Origin of the sequence: Caldimonas sp. KR1-144, assembly GCF_049446155.1 — a bacterium.
GTDB lineage: Bacteria > Pseudomonadota > Gammaproteobacteria > Burkholderiales > Burkholderiaceae_C > Rivibacter.
Genome location: NZ_JBMSEE010000008.1, coordinates 39,531 through 56,058, shown reverse-complemented (window position 1 = coordinate 56,058; position 16,528 = coordinate 39,531). Strand labels below are relative to the sequence as shown.

The following is a 16,528-nucleotide window of genomic DNA, read 5'->3' as shown; positions in this document are numbered from 1 at the left end:
AGAATTTGGGCAACCCAAGCGCGGTACGCGCAGGCCCGAGATCGAGCTCGAAGCCTCGTCTGCATTGGGGAATCGGGGGACGGGCGGGATCGGGAGAATTCTGATCAGGCCGAACGGCGAATGGATCGTCGTTCCCCCTAAACGTCGCTGGGCGTCACCATCACTACGACCTCGAATGCGCATCACCTTTCACTTGCTCCTGCTCGCAGCTCTGTGCGGTTGCGCCGTTGTGCCGACCTCCACGGATAGCGTCGATCGCATCGCTCAAGCTATCGGTGTAGATGCCATGCACTCAGAAGGTGAGGAGGCTCGCACACGCCAAGGTGTGTTGCTCGCAATCGATGAGCTAGCCAAGAGCGGTGTGTCTCAGTTGCCACCACGTGAGGGTCCGGGGTTTGAGGCATTGGTCCGCCAGAACATCGAGAGCAACCAACGCATTCGTCGTGATCCGCGAGTTGCCGAAGCTTACCGTTCAACGCTTGTTCGGATGCTCACACCTGCAGAGTTGGCGAGCGCAGCGGCGTTCTATGGTTCGCCATTAGGTCGCAAAGCGCATATCGCAGTCATTGAAGCGGAGAAGGCGGTGGCTGTAGAAATTGACCGGCTGTCACAACAGGCATCCAACTGACGCCAGACCCGTCACGCGGCGGTAGACCTGGGTTCTGTTCGGTTCATGCCCGCCCCGCTTCATTCACCGCGTGGAAGGTGAACACGTTTTGGGCGAGATCGATGCCGACGTTCAGAATTGGCCATGAACTTCCCCATCCGAACCTGTTGATGAGAGTTCGCACTCCCCATCGTGGCACCGCGTTGCCGGCCACCGTTTCATCGCGGCGCATTTGGGACAGGAAAGTCCCCCTTTTTCTTTCGTTAGAGCGCAGCACCATGCAAGCGGTCCACTGCGTCATCGGCTTCGCAATGCGAGTTCTTGGTTCTGTCTTCCTTGCCGGCGCAGCGCTTTTGTTTTCACTGTGGGCCATGCGCCCGTATGACCCGCCCTCGGCCGTGCTTCAGGTCACCTATCCAGAGTTTCTGTTTTCCTTGTGTGTCGCCGCACTTGTATTCGCCGTGGCAATGTGGCGGCTACTTCGGGGCAGCTCCGTCGGCGCAGAGGTGGGCAAGCTCACCAATGCAGCGCTTGGCGACGATCACCTTGGGTGAGGCACCGTTGAATAGTGCGGCCTAACATGTCGGTCAAACGAATACCGAGTCAGAGCATCATGCTTGGCCAACGCAAGGCCATGATCCTGGTCGCTGCTGTGATCGCGGCGGTCTACTGCTTTCTCTACACGACGGACTCGTACACCACCGCGGCACGAACTGTCTCCCGATGCGAGACCACCCCACATGCATTCGCAATCATCAATCCGCTTGGCACCAGCGTGCAGCTGCGCGGTTCACGCGGCGAGGCGGAATACAAGCTCCTGATCTTCGGCACGAGGTTCTATCCATGGTCCAGTACGGTGGGGTTGACGCGTAAAGACGGGGTATGGGTCGCCAAGTACATGATCGTCCGGGGTACTTCAGTGAATCCGGACAGTTGTCTTGTCGCGCATGCACGCCAAGAACGTGCCTGATTCGCGACGGCGACATCGCCGCATATCGTCCATTGAAGTCTTGTCGCACGCTGTCGATTGACCTCGCGCAAGTCCTCGCTTCTCACCACCCAGCAGGAGCCCGACATGATTCACCACATCGAGATCTACGTCGGCGATCTGGAGCGCTCCATTTCCTTCTGGACCCCGTTCTGCGGCATGCTCGGCTACGAGCCGCAACGTTGGTCAGGCGGCATGAACTATGTGCCGGCGTCGGGCGCCTACGTGTGCCTGTTGCAGTCGCCCCAGCCGCACTCCCGTGCCGGTTATCACCGCAAGCGCATCGGGCTGAACCATCTGGCGTTTCGCGCCGAATCGCGGCAACACGTCGATGAGATCCGCGCGTGGCTCAAGGGCGCGGGTCACGCGCTGCTCTACGACGACGAATATCCGTTTGCCTCGGGCCCGGGCTATTACGCCCTGTATTGCGAGGACCCGGACCGGATCAAGCTGGAAGTGGTGGCGCCTGACGAAGCCTGAGAAGGCTCGCACTGTCGCGGCATTCCCGTCCGCCATACTCCGCGCAGGCCAGCCCGAAGACCAGCGAGGTGATCGAGTGTCGGAGCGACAGCTGAAGAAGTACGCGGGGAGTTGCCACTGCGGCGCGGTCCGGTTCGAGATCGAGACCGATTTCCCCGAGCTGACCATGTGCGATTGCTCGATCTGCCGGCGCAAGAACGCGTTGATGGTCAAGGTCCACGAGTCGAGGTTCACGCTGCTCGCCGGCGCCGAGAGCCTGACCGAGTACCAGTTCCACACCAAGACGGCCAGGCACTTCTTCTGCAAGACCTGCGGCATCTACCCGTTCCATCGCAAGCGGGTGACGCCGGACCACTTCGGCATCAACGTGCACTGCCTCGATGGCTTCGATCCGACGGGCATTCCGGTTCGTCAGGCCGTCGGCGCCAACATGGCCTGACGCGGCCGCCCCGCGCCAAACCGAACGAGCCTCGCAGCCCTGCATGCCAGACTTTCCCCGCCTGGAGACCGCCCGCCTGATCCTGCGCGAGATCACCGAAGCCGACGCGCCTGATCTCCTGCGCATTCACGGCAACGCCGAGCACATGGCGTTCTTCGGTGCCGATCCCTTGAGCACCTTGGCGCAGGCCCAGCAGCTCGTGGCCACGTTCGCCGGCTGGAGAACCCAGGCCAACCCTGGAACGCGCTGGGCATTGGAGCTGAAGGAAAGGCCGGGCCTCGTCGGCACCTGCGGCCTCTTCGCCTGGAACCGCAACTGGAAGAAGTGCGCCACCGGCTACGAACTGGCGCCCGAGGCGACGGGCATGGGCCTCATGCGCGAGGCTCTCGCGGCCGTCTTTGCATGGGGCTTCGAGACCATGGGTCTGAACCGCATCGAAGCGCAGGTTCACGAGGACAACGCGGCCTCGCGCCGGCTCCTGGCTCGGCTGGGCTTCGCCGAAGAGGGCCGCCTGCGACAGGTGGCGTTCTGGGCGGGGCGCCACCACGATCTGTTGCAGTACGCGCTGCTGGCGTGCGATTGGCCCATGCACGAGCGCGCGACGCGCTAGCCCGAGCGGCCCGCCCCCACGCCGCGCAAGGTGACGCGAAAGGCCTCTGCGCTATCGTCACGTATCGAGAGCCCCCAGGAGAACCCCATGGCCAAGCCGAACTACGCGTTCGAGAGACGTCAGCGCGAGCTGGAAAGCAAGCGCAAGAAGGCAGAAAAGGCCGAGCGCAAGGCCGCATCCGCACGCAGCAACGAGACAGCCGCCAACGAGCCCACCGCGGCTCAGGAGGCGCCGCCCAAGCCAGCCCAGCCCGAGGGTCAGGCGCATTGACGCGCCACGCGCGCCACTGACGCAACACCCCCTGCCATCGCCCGGCTGACGCCCTGCCCGCCCGCTGAAAGTCACGGGGTCAGGCAGCTTCGGCCGGCGATCGCACGCATTGCGGCGAAGGCCTGCTTTGCCGCGCCGGCTGATAGCGCTGCCTGGCCGTCGGCTCGCCGCCCCATGCACCTCAACCCCGACCACTTCCTCCAGACCGAGTCCGGCCGCGTGCTCACGCCGCAGCGCAACCGCGCAGCCTGGACACGCTGCCATGCCGCGCTCGAAACGGCGCTCGGCGCGGCGCGACCGCCCAGTGCGATCTACCTGCTCATCGGCCCTCAAGGCAGCGGCAAGAGCACCTGGGTCAGGGCGCATGGGCAGGCCGAAAGCCCGGACGCGGTGTTCTTCGATGCCATCCTCGTCAAGCGGTCCGAGCGCGCCGAGGTGCTCGCGCGCGTCAAGCCGTTTGGCGTTGCGGCCATCGCGGTGTGGCTGCGCACGCCGCTCGCGACCTGTCTTGCGCGCAATGCTCGGCGCCCTGCCGACGAGGTCGTAAGCGAGCAGGCGATCCGCAATGTCTTCGCGGCGCTCGAGCCGCCGAGCTTGTCCGAAGGTTTCGACCGGATCATCGAGATCGCCTGCGACACAGGCGCGCCCACCGCCCGCGCCTGCCCCGAAGCCATGCTCTCGACCGACCTGGACCTGTCCTTCCACCTCACCTCGCCGGCCGACGTCGATGCCCTGGTCGCCGTTCGCATCGACGCCATGCGAGAAAGCCTCGAGCGCATCGGCCGCTTCGATCCGCTGCGGGCCCGGGAACGCTTTCTTTCCGGCTTCGAGCCCGGGCACACGCGACACATCGTCGTGGCCGGGCAGCGCGTCGGCTTCTTCGTCGTCAAGCCGCGCGAGGATCACCTGCTGCTCGATCACCTCTACGTCGTGCCCGCCTGGCAGGGCCGGGGCATCGGGGCGGCGGTGCTGCGCGCCGTGTTCGACGAGGCGGATGCGCTGGGCGCGCCCGTTCGCGTCGGCGCGCTGAAGCACAGCGCGTCGAACCGCTTCTACCTGCGGCACGGCTTCCGGCTCGTGAAGACCGGCGAGTACGACAACTACTACGTGCGCGGCGCCCGTTAGAGCCTGTTAGCGCCGCGTCGCGTCGACGCGCCGGTGCCCCTCGTTGACCATCATCAGCGCGGCGCTGCCGTAGTACTGGTGGAACTCCGCCACCATCTCGCCGTTCGCGATCACCGGGTCGGTCGCGACGATGCGCTTGGCTTCGTCGATGTCCGCCACCGCGAGCACGAACATGCCGCGCCAGCCGTCGACGCCGTCGAACGGGCCGGCCTGCACGAGCTTGCCTTCGGCGGACAGGCGCTCAATGTTGGCGAAGTGGCCCTTGAACATCTCGTCGCGCGCCGGGCCGGCGGGCACCTTGTGCGGCCCGGTCTTCAGCAGCACGAACACGTAGCGGCGCATGCCGCGCTCGTCGGCGCCGAGGCGCTGGGCGAGCTCGGCGTCATAGCCCGATGCCGCCGCCAGGCCTGCGCTTGCGCAAAGGCAAGACACCGCCAGCCATCGAGCCCAGAACGTCCTGATCATGGCAACCCCCTTGCTTGCGCATCAGGGGTGCGATCCTAGCCAAGCGCGGCGCCGCTCAGGCCTGCGCCGCCTTGACCGGCTTGGCGCGCAGCGCCCACACGACGCCGGCGACCAGCAGTGCGATGCCGGCCACGGTCAGCGGCTCGGGCGCGCGGCCGCGCAGCATGAAGGCATAGGCCAGCGCCGACAGCGTCTCGAACACGATCAGCTGGCCGACCAGGGTGGTCGGCAGGCGCTGGCTCGCCTCGTTCCAGCACAGCGTGCCCAGCCACGACGCGAACAGGCCGATCGCGAGCATCAGCCCGATGAAGGCGCCGGGGCGCGGGCCGAAGGGCATCGCGAAGTCGCTGCCGGTGGCGGCGAGCACGGCCCACAGGATGGCGTAGCCGGCCAGTGCGAGCGGCAGCGTCGCGAGGCCTTGCGCCGTGGTCCAGGTGCGCGGGTCGCGGTCGGGGTGGGCGCGCAGCCAGTCGGCATTGCGCAAGGGATACCAGGTCCAGCACGCGACCGCGACGATGGCCAGCGCCGCGCCGCTCGCGTAGCGGCCGAGGTCGGCGTTGGCGTCGGCGCGCAGCGCCTTGAGCTCGACGTGGTTGACCAGCGCGATGCCGCAGCCGATCAGCAGCAGCGAGGGTGCGAGGCGCGCCCACGGCAGCTTGCCGTCGCGCTGCGCATCACGCAGGTTGGAGCTGACCGCGATCACCACCGGCAGCGTGCCGATGATCATCGTCGGCAGCGGTCCGCCGGCGCGCTGGATCGCGCTCGACAGGCACAGGTAATACAGCAGGTTGCCGACCGCGGCGAGCTTGAGCGCCTCGATCCAGTCGCTGCGCGTAAGCTGCGCCAGCCGCACGCGATCAAACCACGCGAGCGGCAGCGCGATCAGGCCGAAGGCGAGGTAGCGGCCCACGGTGTGCAGCGCGGCCGGCGCCTCGGGCACCATCAGAGGGCCGACGAACACCAGGCCCCACATCAGGCCGGCGGCAAGGGCGTAGAGAGTTCCGATCCACATGAGACCGGCAAGGCTACGCGTTCGCGCGCGGCCGGTCTTGTAGCAGCTTGCTCAGTGGCGGCTTCCTCTCCCAGGGGGAGAGGGTCGGGGTGAGGGGCTCGTGCAAGCCGCGGGCTTCGGCCCTCACCCCAACCCTCTCCCGCGAGCGGGAGAGGGAGCATTCGTGACTTGTCGCTGGTAGCGCGCCGGCGTGACGCCATAGCGGTTGGCAAACGCGCGCGTCAGGTGCGCCTGGTCCGCAAGCCCCACCGCCGCCGCGACCTGCGCGGCCGGCTCGCCGCGTGCGAGCCGCTGCTTGGCCTCGAACAGGCGCAGCGCCATCAGCATCTGCTGCGGCGTCGCGTGGTACTGCGCCTTGAAGCGGCGCAGGAAATGGAACGGGCTCAGCCCCGCGACGGCGGCCAGCTCGTCCAGCGTGAGGCGCCGGTCGAGGTTCGCGCGCAGGTAGTCGACCACCGGCGCGAAGCGCAAGGCGCCTTCGGCCGGCGCGGGCTTGGCGGTGCGCGCATGGGTGCGGAACTCCGCCAGCAGCGCGAACAGCAGGCTGTCGAATGCGAGCGGCTCATCCTCGTGCCACAGCCGGTCGAGCAGCGCGCCGACGCGGCGTGCGCGCGGCGCGTCGTGGCCCACCGCCTGGCCGAACCACCAGCCGCGCTCGCCGCTGACGCGCTCGACCACCGCGGGGTCGAGGTAGATCATGCGGTAGCGCCAGCCGCCGTCGGTCTCGGCGCGGCCGGTGTGCAACTCGTCGGGGTTCATCAGCACCAGCGAGTCGGGCGGGGCCAGATGGTCCGCGCCGCGGTAGCGAAAGCGCTCGACGCCGGACTCGATCGCGCCCAGGCCGAAGGCCTCGTGCGTGTGCGGCTCGAAGGCGTGGCGCACGATGTGCGCGCGGTACAGCTCGACGCCCGCGGCCGGGCGCCGGAACTGCGCCTCGTCCTCGGGGTGGTCGAACTGCTGCGGCACGCCTTCCATCGTGCGGGAATGATGTCACGCGGGCGGCGACTGCGGATTGACGCGCCGCGCCGCGAAGGCACGATCGGCCGGTCGCGATCCGCCGAACCGGGAGGTCTTGATGTCGATGCTGCAGCGCTCGCGTTTCATCCGACGTGCAGGCGCCGCGGGCCTCGTGCTCGCGGCGGCGGCCTCGCTGCTGGTCGCCTGCGGCGGCGGCGGTGGTGGCAGCGGCGGCTCCGTCGCCTGCACCGCGGCGCCCGCGGTCGACGGCCCGGTGTGGTGGCTGTTCGGGCGCGACGCGCAGCACGCGGCCGTCGCCGCGGTGGAGACCCAGCCGCTCGAGCGGCTGGTGTGGCGCACCGCGGTCGACCTCGCGCCGCAGTACACCAGCAGTGGCGCGCTGCTAATCCACTACGGCTCACCGCTCGTCACCGCGCGCAACACGGTGATCGTGCCGGTCAAGACGGGCACTGCGGGTGGCTTTCGCGTCGAGGCGCGGCAGGGCCACGACGGCTGCCTGCTGTGGTCGCAGGCCAGCGACTACCTGCTGCCGCCGCACCGCTGGGTGCCGAGCTTCAACCCGGCGCTCGCGCCCTCGGGCGAGCGGCTTTTCGTGCCGACCTCGGGAGGCCGCGTGATCATCCGCGACGACCCGGATTCGGCCACCGGCACGACGCGCACCGTCGCGTTCTACGGCAATGCCGCCTACGACGCCGCGCCGGCCACCTACGACGCCAACGTCGTCATCAACACGCCGCTGACGGTCGACGCGAACGGCACGGTGTTCTTCGGCTTCACCGTGCTGGGCGCAAACCCCGCCGGCCTGGTCGGCGGCATCGCACGCATCGCGTCCGACGGCACGGGCGCCTGGGTTTCGGCGGCCACGGCGGCGGGCGATGCGGCGATCGTCAAGACCGCGACCAACAGCGCGCCGGCGCTGTCGGCCGACGGCGCGACGCTGTACGTCGCGGTCAACACCGTCGGCGGCACCGGCCTGCGCCCGAGCGGCTACCTGCTCGCACTCGACAGCGCCACGCTCGCCACGCGCGCGGCGGCACCGCTGCTCGATCCCGCGCTCGGCACGGCCGCGTGGGTGAGCGACGACGCGACCTCGTCGCCGACCGTGGGCCCGGACGGCGACGTCTTCCTCGGCGTGCTCGAAGCCAGCGTGCCGTCGCACAACTACCGCGGCTGGCTGCTGCACTTCGACGCCGCGCTCGGCACGAGCAAGACGCCCGGCGCCTTCGGCTGGGACACGACGGCCTCGATCGTGCCGGCGAGCATGGTCCCCTCGTACACCGGGCCGTCGAGCTACCTGCTGGCGACCAAGTACAACAACTACGGCGGCGCGGGCACCGGCGACGGCAAGAACCGCCTCGCCGTGCTCGACCCTGCTCAGACCCAGGCCGATGCGATCTCGGGCGAGCCGGTGATGCTGGAGGTGCTGACGATGCTCGGTCCCACGCCGGACCCCAACTACCCCGGCGGCGTGCTGGAGTGGTGCATCAACACGATGGCGGTCGACCCGCTGACGAGCTCGATCCTCGTCAACAACGAGGACGGCAAGCTCTACCGCTGGGACCTGCGAACCAACAGCTTCACGCAGCAGATCGCGCTGACCAGCGGCCTCGCGGCGGCCTACACGCCAACGGCGATCGGGCCGGATGGGCGGGTCTATGCGATCAACAACGCGACGTTGTTTTCGGTGGGGCGGTAGTCGCTGCGGAGGCAGCGCGTTCGTCGTTCTCGCGCGCCAATGCGTTGACCCCTCACCCCAACCCTCTCCCCCTGGCGGGGGCGAGGGAGCTGAGCGCGGGGAGCCGGGGAACCGCTCCCTCTCCCGCGTGCGGGAGAGGGCTGGGGTGAGGGATCGGCAGGAACCGCCCGCAGCGCCGACCCACCCCTCAGCGCAGCCGCGCGATCTCCCGTTCCGCCAGCGCCCTCATCGCTACTTGGTCAAAGCGGATCTGCAGCGGCTGCTTGTCCTTCCAGGCCCCGACGTGGATGTGCGGATGTCGCGACATGCCGTTGTTGCCGACCTGCGCGAAGACCTGGCCGCGCGCGAGCAGGTCGCCTTCCTTCACGCTGACCGCCGCCACGTGCGCAAGCATGACATGCACGCCGTCATCGCGGCGCAGCACGACGGAGCTCGCCGGCGGCGTTCCGAGCACGCCGGGCTCGTTGACGGTGTTGTTCTCATGAACGCCGATGACCCGGCAGTCGCAAGGCGACAGCACGTCCTCGCCCCAACCGAACCAGTCTTCGTTGCGACGGCCGTCGCCGGCATGCGCACGCATCCAGAGGCGGCCTTCCTCGTCAACAAAGTGCTGGATGACGCAATCCGTGCCCAGCGCATCGCGCAGCAACTTGAACCGGCCGGCCCAGTGCTCGGCGCAGGCGTAGAAGCGGGCGAAGACCGGGTGGGCGAGCACCGATTCGATCGGCACATCGGTGGCGGCCACCGGCTGTGCAGCCACCGACTCATCGCGGCGTCTCGTTGGTCTGCACGTACGCGCTCGCGCGCTCCAGCTCCACCGGCCTGACTTCCATGCTCAGCCCGCACGCCAGGCAGGGGTTGCGGGCGATGATCGCGCACGCCGCGTCCAGGCTTTCGGCGACGACGAACCAGTAGCCGCCCACCACTTCCTTGGCTTCGGTGAAGGGCCCGTCGATCACGCGCTCGCGCGTGACGAGCCGGCTCTCGCGCGCCAGGCGCTGGCCGGGTTTGAACACGCCTTCGGCGAGCATGCGCTCGTACCAGACGTAGAACGCGTCGATGGCACGCTGGATCGTCTCCGGCGAAAGGCCGCGGTCCCAGTGGCCGCGCGAAAGCACGAGGTAGTCGTGGCGTGGAAGGCTCATCACAGGCTCCCGTGGTTCATCCTCGTTCGCGCAGCCAGGCGCTCGCCTGCCCGCGTGAACTGAGGCCCAGTTTTTCGAGGATGTTCGCGACGTGGCGCTTGACGGTGTGCGGGCTGATGTCGAGCGCGCGCGCGATCAGCTTGTTGCTGTCGCCGGCGGCGATGCGCTCGAGCACCGCGCGCTCGCGCGCCGTGAGCGGCTCGTCGTCCAGGCGCGTCTCGACCGGCCGCGCACCGTGCAAGGATTCGGCAAGCTGCGCTGCGGCCTGCAGCTCGGCACGTTGATCGGCCGACAGCAGGCTGCCCCAGCGCGCGTCGGCCAGCGTGCGCAGCACGACCGGACCGCACAGCAGGGCCTGGGCGCGCACGCCTTCGGCGATCAGGCGGTCGAGCACCGGCGCGATCACGGCTGCGGCTTCGCTCAGGCGCTGGTCGCGCAGCAGCGCATGGCCAGCGCGCAGCGTGAGGTCGCTGCGCTGGCCCATCACGTCCATCTCGTGCAACTTGGGCAGGATCAGCGCGAACTGTGCGCAGGCCTCGGCCCAGCGGCCCTGCGCGCAGGCGTAGCGCGCGCGCACCGCGACCGCGCGCGGATTGCGCGCGGTGACCGCATCCTCGATCGGGTTCTCCTTCAGCTCGGCGGCCCAGCGGCGCAGCGCCTCGGGGCCCAGGCCCAGCGTGTCGGACAAGCGCACGCCGTAGACCGCGATCTGGTGGCGCCACAGCAGGCGGCGCGCGGGCGGCGCGTGCTCCTCGATCAGCAGCAGGCGCTCGAGGCGCTGCCGCACCGCGTCGGCGCGGCCGTGCATCGCGTCGAACAGGTTGCGAAACAGCTCGACGCCGATCTGCATCTCGCCGGAGACGGCGAGCCACTTCATGTCGTCTTCGGCAACGCGCAGTTCGGCCATCGCCTCGTCGAAGCGCGCGCGCCACAGCAGGCCGAAGGCGCGCAGCAGGCGCAGCTCTCCGCGCATCGGCAGCGGCCGGTCGCCGAGGCGCCGCTGCGCGCCGGCGACGTAGCGCTCGATCACGGGCGGCATGCCGGCGATCGTGCTGATGTTGATCGGCAGCGCGCATTCCCACCAGCGCAGCAGCGACTCGTCTTCCAGCCGCGCGATCAGCTCGCCGTAGATCGCCGGCAGCGCGAGATGCTCGCCGCGGCGAAAGTGCTGCGACGCGTCGGCCAGCAGCATCAGCACGCGCGCACTGTTGCCGAGGTCCGGCATCTCACGCAGCCGCGCGATCAGCTGCTCGGCCTCGGCATTGCGATCGACCGGGTAGAGCGCGTTGGCCAGGTAGGCCTGCACGAGCAGCACCTCGGCGTGCTGGTTGGCCGCTCGGCCGGCGACGATGGCGGCCTCGAACCAGCGCACCGCGTCCACCCACTGCGAGCGCACCACGCTGGCCGCACCGGCCAGGCGCGCGAGTTGCGCGCTGCGCTGCGCCTGCGGGAACTGCTCGACCAGCCGCAGCACCTCGCCCGCGCCGCCTTGCAGGAACAGCTCGGGCGCGGCCTCGGCGAGCGCGCCCTCGGCGGCGCGCCAGTCCTCGGCGCGCAGCAGGAAGCCGACCTTGCGCAGCGCGTCGCCCTCTTCCTGCGCGGCGCGGCGCAGCAGCTCGGGCAGCTCGCCCGGCAGGTGCAGGCGCGCGCGCGCCTGCAGCGCGTCGCGAAACAGGTCATGCAGCACCAGGGTGCGCTCCTGCGCGTCGAGCGCGGTCGCGAACAGGCCGCGGCGCTCGATCTCGTCCATCCACTCGGGCGCGCGCGCGTCACCGCTCACCGCCGCGGCGCGGCGCTCGGTGAGCTCGGGCAGCACGGCGCAGCGCAGCAGGAAGTCGTGCAGCGGCGCGGGCAGGTCGTCGAGCACCTCCGCACAGAGGTAGTCGAACAGGTGGCGGTCGATCAGCTGTGCGCCGCCGACCGCGCCGCGGCGCGTGCGCAGCGCCGCCAGCGCAAGGCGCAGCCCGGCCGGCCAGCCGGCGGTGCGCTCGAAGAGATCGCGCGCGCGCTCGTCGGGCTGCGGCAGCGCCTCGGCGTCGAGCAGGGCGCGCGCCTCGTCGGGCGAGAAGCGCAGCGCCTCTTGGCCGAACTCGGCCAGCTCGCCGCTGGCGCGCAGCCGCGCGAGCGCGAGGGCCGGCGGCGTGCGCGTGCCGATCACCAGCGTCCAGCCCAGCGGCAGGCCGAGGATCAGCGCGTCGAGCAACGCGAGCGCGTCGGGCCGGGTCACGCGGTGCAGGTCGTCGAGCGCGATCAGGCCCGGCGCATCGCCGGCCGCGGCCAGCGCGTCGATCAGCTCGTCGAGCGCGCGGCGACGCTCGGCGGCATCGCCGCCGGCCAGACGCGTGAGCGCGTCGGGCGCGCTGCGCCACGGCAGGTCGTGCGGCTCGAGCGCGGCCACCAGGCAGGCAAACAGGCGCTCGGCATCGTCGTCCTCGTCGAGCGAGATCCAGGCGCTGCGCGCGGCATGGCGTTCGACCAAGGCGGCCAGCGTCGAGGTCTTGCCGAAGCCGGCCGGCGCCTGCAGCAGCAGCACGCGGCTCGCGGGCAGGGCTTCATCGATCGCGGCGTCGAGCTGCGGGCGGGCCAGCCGCTTCGCGCGCACGCGCGGCGGCTGGATCTTGGTGGCAGCGAAGCGCAGCAGCTGTTCCATCGGAGGCCGCAAAGCCTAGCCGAACTGCCGCGATTTCGCCTCCTCGAACAGCGGGTCGCCCGGCACCGCCTGCGCGAACAGCGACATCGACGAGCGGAACTTGAGATCGTCGGGCGGCGGCAGGATCTGATCGAGCCGCCGCCCGCGCACCGCGAGCACGAGGCGCGTGCATTCACGCAGCCGCGGCCCGAGCAGCGGATGGGCCAGGTAGGCGCGCGCCTCGGCCAGCGAGCCGATCCCGTAGCGCTCGGACATCGCGCTGCGCCCGAGTCCGCGCAGCTGCGGGAACACGAACCACATCCAGTGGCTGGCCTTGGCGCCCGCGGCCAGCTCGGCGAGCACGCGCTCGATCACCGGCGCCTGGGCGTCGACGAAGCGCTGCAGGTCGAAGGGGTCGTCGTCCATGCGCCAAGCGTCGTCGGCCGGGGGCGCCGCGTCAACCGTAACGAAGCGCGCCCGCAAGCGGCCGTTTCGCGATGCGCGCCCACGCCGCCGCGAGCAGCGCCGGATCGACCTCGTCGAGGCAGGCCAGGTTGACCGCGACGACCTCGCCGTCGACGGCCTCCAGCCGGCCGCGCCCGAACGGGCGCACGCCGCAGTGATCGCAGAACAGGTGGCGCAGCGTCGCGCTGCCCGCCGTGTGGTCGCACAGGTGCTGCTCTCCGCCGAGCAGGCGAAAGTCCTGCGGCTCGACGATCACGCTCCAGGCGCGCGTCTTGACGCAGGCGGCGCAGCTGCAACGGCGTGCGCCGGCGTCGAGGTCGATGCCGGCGGTGAACCGCACCTTGCCGCAGTGGCAGCTGCCACGGAATGTCTGTTTCATCGTCTTCTCCCCATTCGAGAGACGAGTCTGCGACGGGGCTGCTGCCAGCGCGGTGGCAGCAGCGGCAAGAAGCAAAAAGGGCCGCGCGGCGCCCTTGCGCCTGCGCGGCCCAGCCCTTCAGGAACGCGGGATCAGCGCACCTTGCCGGCCTTCCAGGCCGCCAGCAGCTTGTCGTAGTCGATCGTCTCGCCCTTGGGCTTTTCGTTGGCGAGCTTCTTCCACGGCGCGTGCTGGTCCGAGAGCCACTTGTTCGGGTCGCTCTTGGGATTGAGCTTGGGCGCGCACTTGGCCATGCCGGCGCGCTCCAGGCGCGCGAGCACCTGGTCCATCTCGTCGGCCAGCGTGTCCATCGCGCCTTGCGGCGTCTTCTCGCCGGTGACCGCCTGCGCCACGTTCTTCCACCACAGCTGCGCGAGCTTGGGGTAGTCGGGCACGTTGGTGCCGGTCGGGCTCCAGGCCACGCGCGCCGGGCTGCGGTAGAACTCGACCAGACCGCCGAGCTTGGGCGCGAGGTCGGTCATCGCCTTGCTCTGGATGTCCGACTCGCGGATCGGCGTGAGGCCGACGATGGTCTTCTTCAGCGAGGTGGTCTTGGCGGTGATGAACTGCGCATACAGCCACGCGGCCGCGGTGCGGTTGGCGTCGTGGTTGGCGAAGAAGGTCCAGGAGCCGACATCCTGGTAGCCGTTTTGCATGCCCTGCTTCCAGTACGGGCCGTTGGGGCCGGGCGCCATGCGCCACTTCGGCGTGCCGTCGTCGTTGACCACGGGCAGGCCCTTCTTGGTCATGTCGGCGGTGAAGGCCGTGTACCAGAAGATCTGCTGCGCGATCTGGCCCTGCGCGGGCACCGGGCCGGCCTCGCCGAAGGTCATGCCGGTGGCTTCCTTGGGCGCGTACTTCTTCATCCAGTCGACGTACTTCGTCAGCGCGTAGACCGCCGCCGGCGAGTTGGTGCCGCCGCCGCGCGCGACCGAGGCGCCCACCGGCGTGCACTTGTCGTCGGCAACGCGGATGCCCCATTCGTCGACCGGCAGGCCGTTGGGGTTGCCGATGTCGGCTTCGCCGGCCATCGAGAGCCAGGCGTCGGTGAAGCGCCAGCCGAGCGACGGATCCTTCTTGCCGTAGTCCATGTGGCCGTAGATCGGCTTGCCGTCGATGGTCTTCACGTCGTTGGTGAAGAACTCGGCGATGTCCTCGTAGGCGCTCCAGTTCAGCGGCACGCCGAGCTCGTAGCCGTACTTGGCCTTGAACTTGTCCTTCAGCTCCTTGCGCGCGAAGAGATCGGCGCGGAACCAGTACAGGTTGGCGAACTGCTGGTCGGGCAGCTGGTAGAGCTTGCCGTCCGGCGCGGTCGTGAACTTGGTGCCGATGAAGTCCTTGAGATCGAGCCCCGGGTTGGTGAACTCCTTGCCCGCACCGGCCATGTAGTCGGTGAGGTTCATGATCTTGCCGTAGCGGTAGTGCGTGCCGATGAGATCGGAGTCGGAGATCCAGCCGTCGTAGATCGACTTGCCGGACTGCATGCTGGTCTGCAGCTTCTCGACGACGTCGCCCTCCTGGATGAGGTCGTGCTTGACCTTGATGCCGGTGATCTCCTCGAAGGCCTTGGCGAGCGTCTTCGACTCGTACTCGTGCGTCGTGATCGTCTCGGAGACGACCGAGATCTCCTTGACGCCCTTGGCCTGCAGCTTCTTGGCCGCCTCGATGAACCACTTCATCTCGGCCATCTGCTGGTCCTTGGACAGCGTGGACGGCTGGAACTCGCTGTCGACCCATTTCTTGGCCTCGGCCTCGCCGGCCCAGGCGCCGTGGCCCGCCACGAGAGCCGCCGCCGCAAACGCCAGGGCGGTGAACTTCATCTTCATCGTTGTCTCCTCATGTCGGCTCCCCCGTTGTGCATCGAGACGCATCGGCCCCGGGGGAACACCGGGCCGCATCCCTGTCGATTCATCCCTTGCGCATGATCAGTGCGAGCACGAGCATCGAGATCACGAAACTGATCCACACGCTGGGTTCCTGCTCGAGCGAAAGCCATTCGGTGAGCTTGCCGGAAATGCCGACGAAGCCGAGGTTGATGTAGGCCGCGGTCAGCAAGCCGATGAACAGCCGGTCGCCGCGCGTCGTGGCGATCGGCAGGAAACCCTTGCGCATGACCGTGGGTGACTTGAGCTCCCATGCCGTCATGCCGATCAGCATCAGCACCACGCAGCCGAAGAACACGGCCACGGGCAGGGTCCAGACCATCCAATCCAACATCACGAACTCTCCTGACAGCTCCCTCTCCCGCTTGCGGGAGAGGGTTGGGGTGAGGGCGAGGCGCTCGGCCTGCACGAGCCCCTCACCCCCGCCCTCTCCCCAAGGGAGAGGGAGTCAAAACCTAAACGCGGCCCATCGCGAAGCCCTTCGCGATGTAGTGCCGCACAAACCAGATCACGATCGCGCCCGGCACGATCGTCAGCGTGCCCGCTGCGGCGAGCACCGCCCAGTCCATGCCCGAAGCGCTGACGGTGCGCGTCATCGTCGCGACGATGGGCTTGGCGTTCACGCTGGTCAGCGTGCGCGCGAGCAGCAGCTCGACCCAGCTGAACATGAAGCAGAAAAAGGCCGCGACGCCGACGCCGGCCTTGATGAGCGGAATGAAGATCGTGAGGAAGAAGCGCGGGAAGGAGTAGCCGTCGATGTAGGCCGTCTCGTCGATCTCGCGCGGCACGCCGCTCATGAAGCCTTCGAGGATCCACACCGCCAGCGGCACGTTGAACACCAGGTGCGCCAGCGCCACCGCGAGGTGCGTGTCCATCAACCCAAGCGTCGTGTAGAGCTGGAAGAAGGGCAGCAGGAACACCGCCGGCGGCGTCATGCGGTTGGTCAGCAGCCAGAAGAAGACGTGCTTGTCGCCGAGGAACTGGTAGCGCGAGAACGCGTAGGCCGCCGGCAGCGCCACCGAGATCGAGATCACGGTGTTGATCGCAACGTAGATCAGCGAGTTGATGTAGCCCGAGTACCAGGACGCATCGGTGAAGATGGTCCGGTAGTTGTCCCAGGTGAAGTGCTGCGGCAGCAGCGAGAAGCTCGACAGGATCTCCTCGTTGGTCTTGAAGCTCATGTTGACCATCCAGTAGATGGGCAGCACGGCAAAGACCAGATAGGCGATCAGGAACAGCGTGCGTTTCTGCATCATGACGACCCCTCGTTCGCGGAGTACCGCGACCGATCCCCCGAGGGGATCGAGCCCGCCTTGGG

Annotated in this window: 21 protein-coding genes; 9 read left to right on the top strand and 12 right to left on the bottom strand. The window is 68.8% G+C overall.

All coding sequences use genetic code 11. The annotated features are described in order from the left end of the window. The first annotated feature begins 175 nt into the window (after nt 1-175). Nucleotides 176-628, top strand: coding sequence for a DUF2059 domain-containing protein (locus tag ACO2TI_RS17910; RefSeq protein WP_423286489.1), 453 nt, complete (start codon nt 176-178; stop codon nt 626-628). Nucleotides 629-671: 43 nt separating this feature from the next. Here the strand turns inward: ACO2TI_RS17910 and ACO2TI_RS17905 are convergent, their stop codons facing one another. After that, complete coding sequence (locus ACO2TI_RS17905; protein ID WP_423286488.1) at nt 672-887, bottom strand: hypothetical protein; 216 nt, start codon at nt 885-887, stop codon at nt 672-674. Between ACO2TI_RS17905 and ACO2TI_RS17900 the strand changes: the two genes are divergently transcribed. From ACO2TI_RS17900 to ACO2TI_RS17870, 7 genes are all read left to right on the top strand, one after another. Beyond that, nucleotides 886-1,161, top strand: coding sequence for a hypothetical protein (locus tag ACO2TI_RS17900; RefSeq protein ID WP_423286487.1), 276 nt, complete (start codon nt 886-888; stop codon nt 1,159-1,161). The two genes, ACO2TI_RS17905 and ACO2TI_RS17900, sit on opposite strands and share 2 nt — an antisense overlap. A 26-nt stretch (nt 1,162-1,187) precedes the next feature. Continuing rightward, nucleotides 1,188-1,577: a hypothetical protein gene (locus tag ACO2TI_RS17895; protein WP_423286485.1), complete on the top strand. Its 390-nt coding sequence runs from the start codon at nt 1,188-1,190 to the stop codon at nt 1,575-1,577. A 105-nt stretch (nt 1,578-1,682) separates the two neighbouring features. Continuing rightward, nucleotides 1,683-2,075: a VOC family protein gene (locus tag ACO2TI_RS17890; RefSeq protein WP_423286484.1), complete on the top strand. Its 393-nt coding sequence runs from the start codon at nt 1,683-1,685 to the stop codon at nt 2,073-2,075. Nucleotides 2,076-2,151: 76 nt separating this feature from the next. Then, nucleotides 2,152-2,514 (top strand): GFA family protein, encoded by a 363-nt coding sequence (locus tag ACO2TI_RS17885; RefSeq protein WP_423286483.1) that lies wholly within the window; start codon nt 2,152-2,154, stop codon nt 2,512-2,514. 43 nt (nt 2,515-2,557) lie between these two features. Continuing rightward, nucleotides 2,558-3,124, top strand: coding sequence for a GNAT family N-acetyltransferase (locus tag ACO2TI_RS17880; protein ID WP_423286481.1), 567 nt, complete (start codon nt 2,558-2,560; stop codon nt 3,122-3,124). A gap of 87 nt (nt 3,125-3,211) precedes the next feature. Beyond that, the gene (locus tag ACO2TI_RS17875; RefSeq protein ID WP_423286480.1) at nt 3,212-3,394 is read left to right on the top strand and encodes a hypothetical protein; all 183 of its coding nucleotides are present in this window, start codon (nt 3,212-3,214) and stop codon (nt 3,392-3,394) included. Nucleotides 3,395-3,568: 174 nt separating this feature from the next. Further along, nucleotides 3,569-4,519 (top strand): GNAT family N-acetyltransferase, encoded by a 951-nt coding sequence (locus ACO2TI_RS17870; protein ID WP_423286479.1) that lies wholly within the window; start codon nt 3,569-3,571, stop codon nt 4,517-4,519. Between the two features lie 6 nt (nt 4,520-4,525). Here the strand turns inward: ACO2TI_RS17870 and ACO2TI_RS17865 are convergent, their stop codons facing one another. The 3 genes from ACO2TI_RS17865 to ACO2TI_RS17855 all read right to left on the bottom strand — a co-directional run bounded on the left by ACO2TI_RS17865 (nt 4,526) and on the right by ACO2TI_RS17855 (nt 6,971). Beyond that, entirely contained in the window at nt 4,526-4,984 is a 459-nt protein-coding gene (locus ACO2TI_RS17865; protein WP_423286478.1) for a YciI family protein, read from the bottom strand. 55 nt (nt 4,985-5,039) lie between these two features. Next, a complete protein-coding gene (locus tag ACO2TI_RS17860; RefSeq protein ID WP_423286476.1) occupies nt 5,040-5,996 on the bottom strand; it encodes a DMT family transporter in 957 nt (318 codons plus the stop codon). 123 nt (nt 5,997-6,119) lie between these two features. After that, the gene (locus ACO2TI_RS17855; RefSeq protein WP_423286475.1) at nt 6,120-6,971 is read right to left on the bottom strand and encodes an AraC family ligand binding domain-containing protein; all 852 of its coding nucleotides are present in this window, start codon (nt 6,969-6,971) and stop codon (nt 6,120-6,122) included. 100 nt (nt 6,972-7,071) lie between these two features. Here ACO2TI_RS17855 and ACO2TI_RS17850 point away from each other — a divergent pair, with 100 nt between their 5' ends. Then, complete coding sequence (locus ACO2TI_RS17850; protein WP_423286474.1) at nt 7,072-8,670, top strand: hypothetical protein; 1,599 nt, start codon at nt 7,072-7,074, stop codon at nt 8,668-8,670. 187 nt (nt 8,671-8,857) lie between these two features. On the opposite strand, the gene ACO2TI_RS17845 is transcribed toward ACO2TI_RS17850, so the two are convergent. From ACO2TI_RS17845 to ACO2TI_RS17810, 8 genes are all read right to left on the bottom strand, one after another. After that, on the bottom strand, nt 8,858-9,415 hold the full coding sequence (locus ACO2TI_RS17845; protein ID WP_423286473.1) for a M23 family metallopeptidase: 558 nt from the start codon (nt 9,413-9,415) through the stop codon (nt 8,858-8,860). A 19-nt stretch (nt 9,416-9,434) separates the two neighbouring features. After that, nucleotides 9,435-9,815, bottom strand: coding sequence for a YciI family protein (locus tag ACO2TI_RS17840; RefSeq protein ID WP_423286471.1), 381 nt, complete (start codon nt 9,813-9,815; stop codon nt 9,435-9,437). A gap of 16 nt (nt 9,816-9,831) precedes the next feature. Continuing rightward, a complete protein-coding gene (locus tag ACO2TI_RS17835; protein WP_423286469.1) occupies nt 9,832-12,465 on the bottom strand; it encodes a LuxR C-terminal-related transcriptional regulator in 2,634 nt (877 codons plus the stop codon). A gap of 15 nt (nt 12,466-12,480) precedes the next feature. Next, complete coding sequence (locus ACO2TI_RS17830) at nt 12,481-12,870, bottom strand: DUF1810 domain-containing protein (protein ID WP_423286467.1); 390 nt, start codon at nt 12,868-12,870, stop codon at nt 12,481-12,483. A 31-nt stretch (nt 12,871-12,901) separates the two neighbouring features. Further along, nucleotides 12,902-13,288 carry a GFA family protein gene (locus tag ACO2TI_RS17825; RefSeq protein ID WP_423286466.1) on the bottom strand — a complete coding sequence of 129 codons (387 nt, stop codon included), beginning with the start codon at nt 13,286-13,288 and terminating at the stop codon, nt 12,902-12,904. Nucleotides 13,289-13,419: 131 nt separating this feature from the next. Further along, the gene (locus ACO2TI_RS17820) at nt 13,420-15,153 is read right to left on the bottom strand and encodes an ABC transporter substrate-binding protein (RefSeq protein WP_423286465.1); all 1,734 of its coding nucleotides are present in this window, start codon (nt 15,151-15,153) and stop codon (nt 13,420-13,422) included. A gap of 82 nt (nt 15,154-15,235) precedes the next feature. After that, the gene (locus ACO2TI_RS17815) at nt 15,236-15,544 is read right to left on the bottom strand and encodes a DUF2160 domain-containing protein (RefSeq protein ID WP_423286463.1); all 309 of its coding nucleotides are present in this window, start codon (nt 15,542-15,544) and stop codon (nt 15,236-15,238) included. Nucleotides 15,545-15,665: 121 nt separating this feature from the next. Then, entirely contained in the window at nt 15,666-16,466 is an 801-nt protein-coding gene (locus ACO2TI_RS17810; protein WP_423286462.1) for a carbohydrate ABC transporter permease, read from the bottom strand. Nucleotides 16,467-16,528 lie beyond the last annotated feature (62 nt).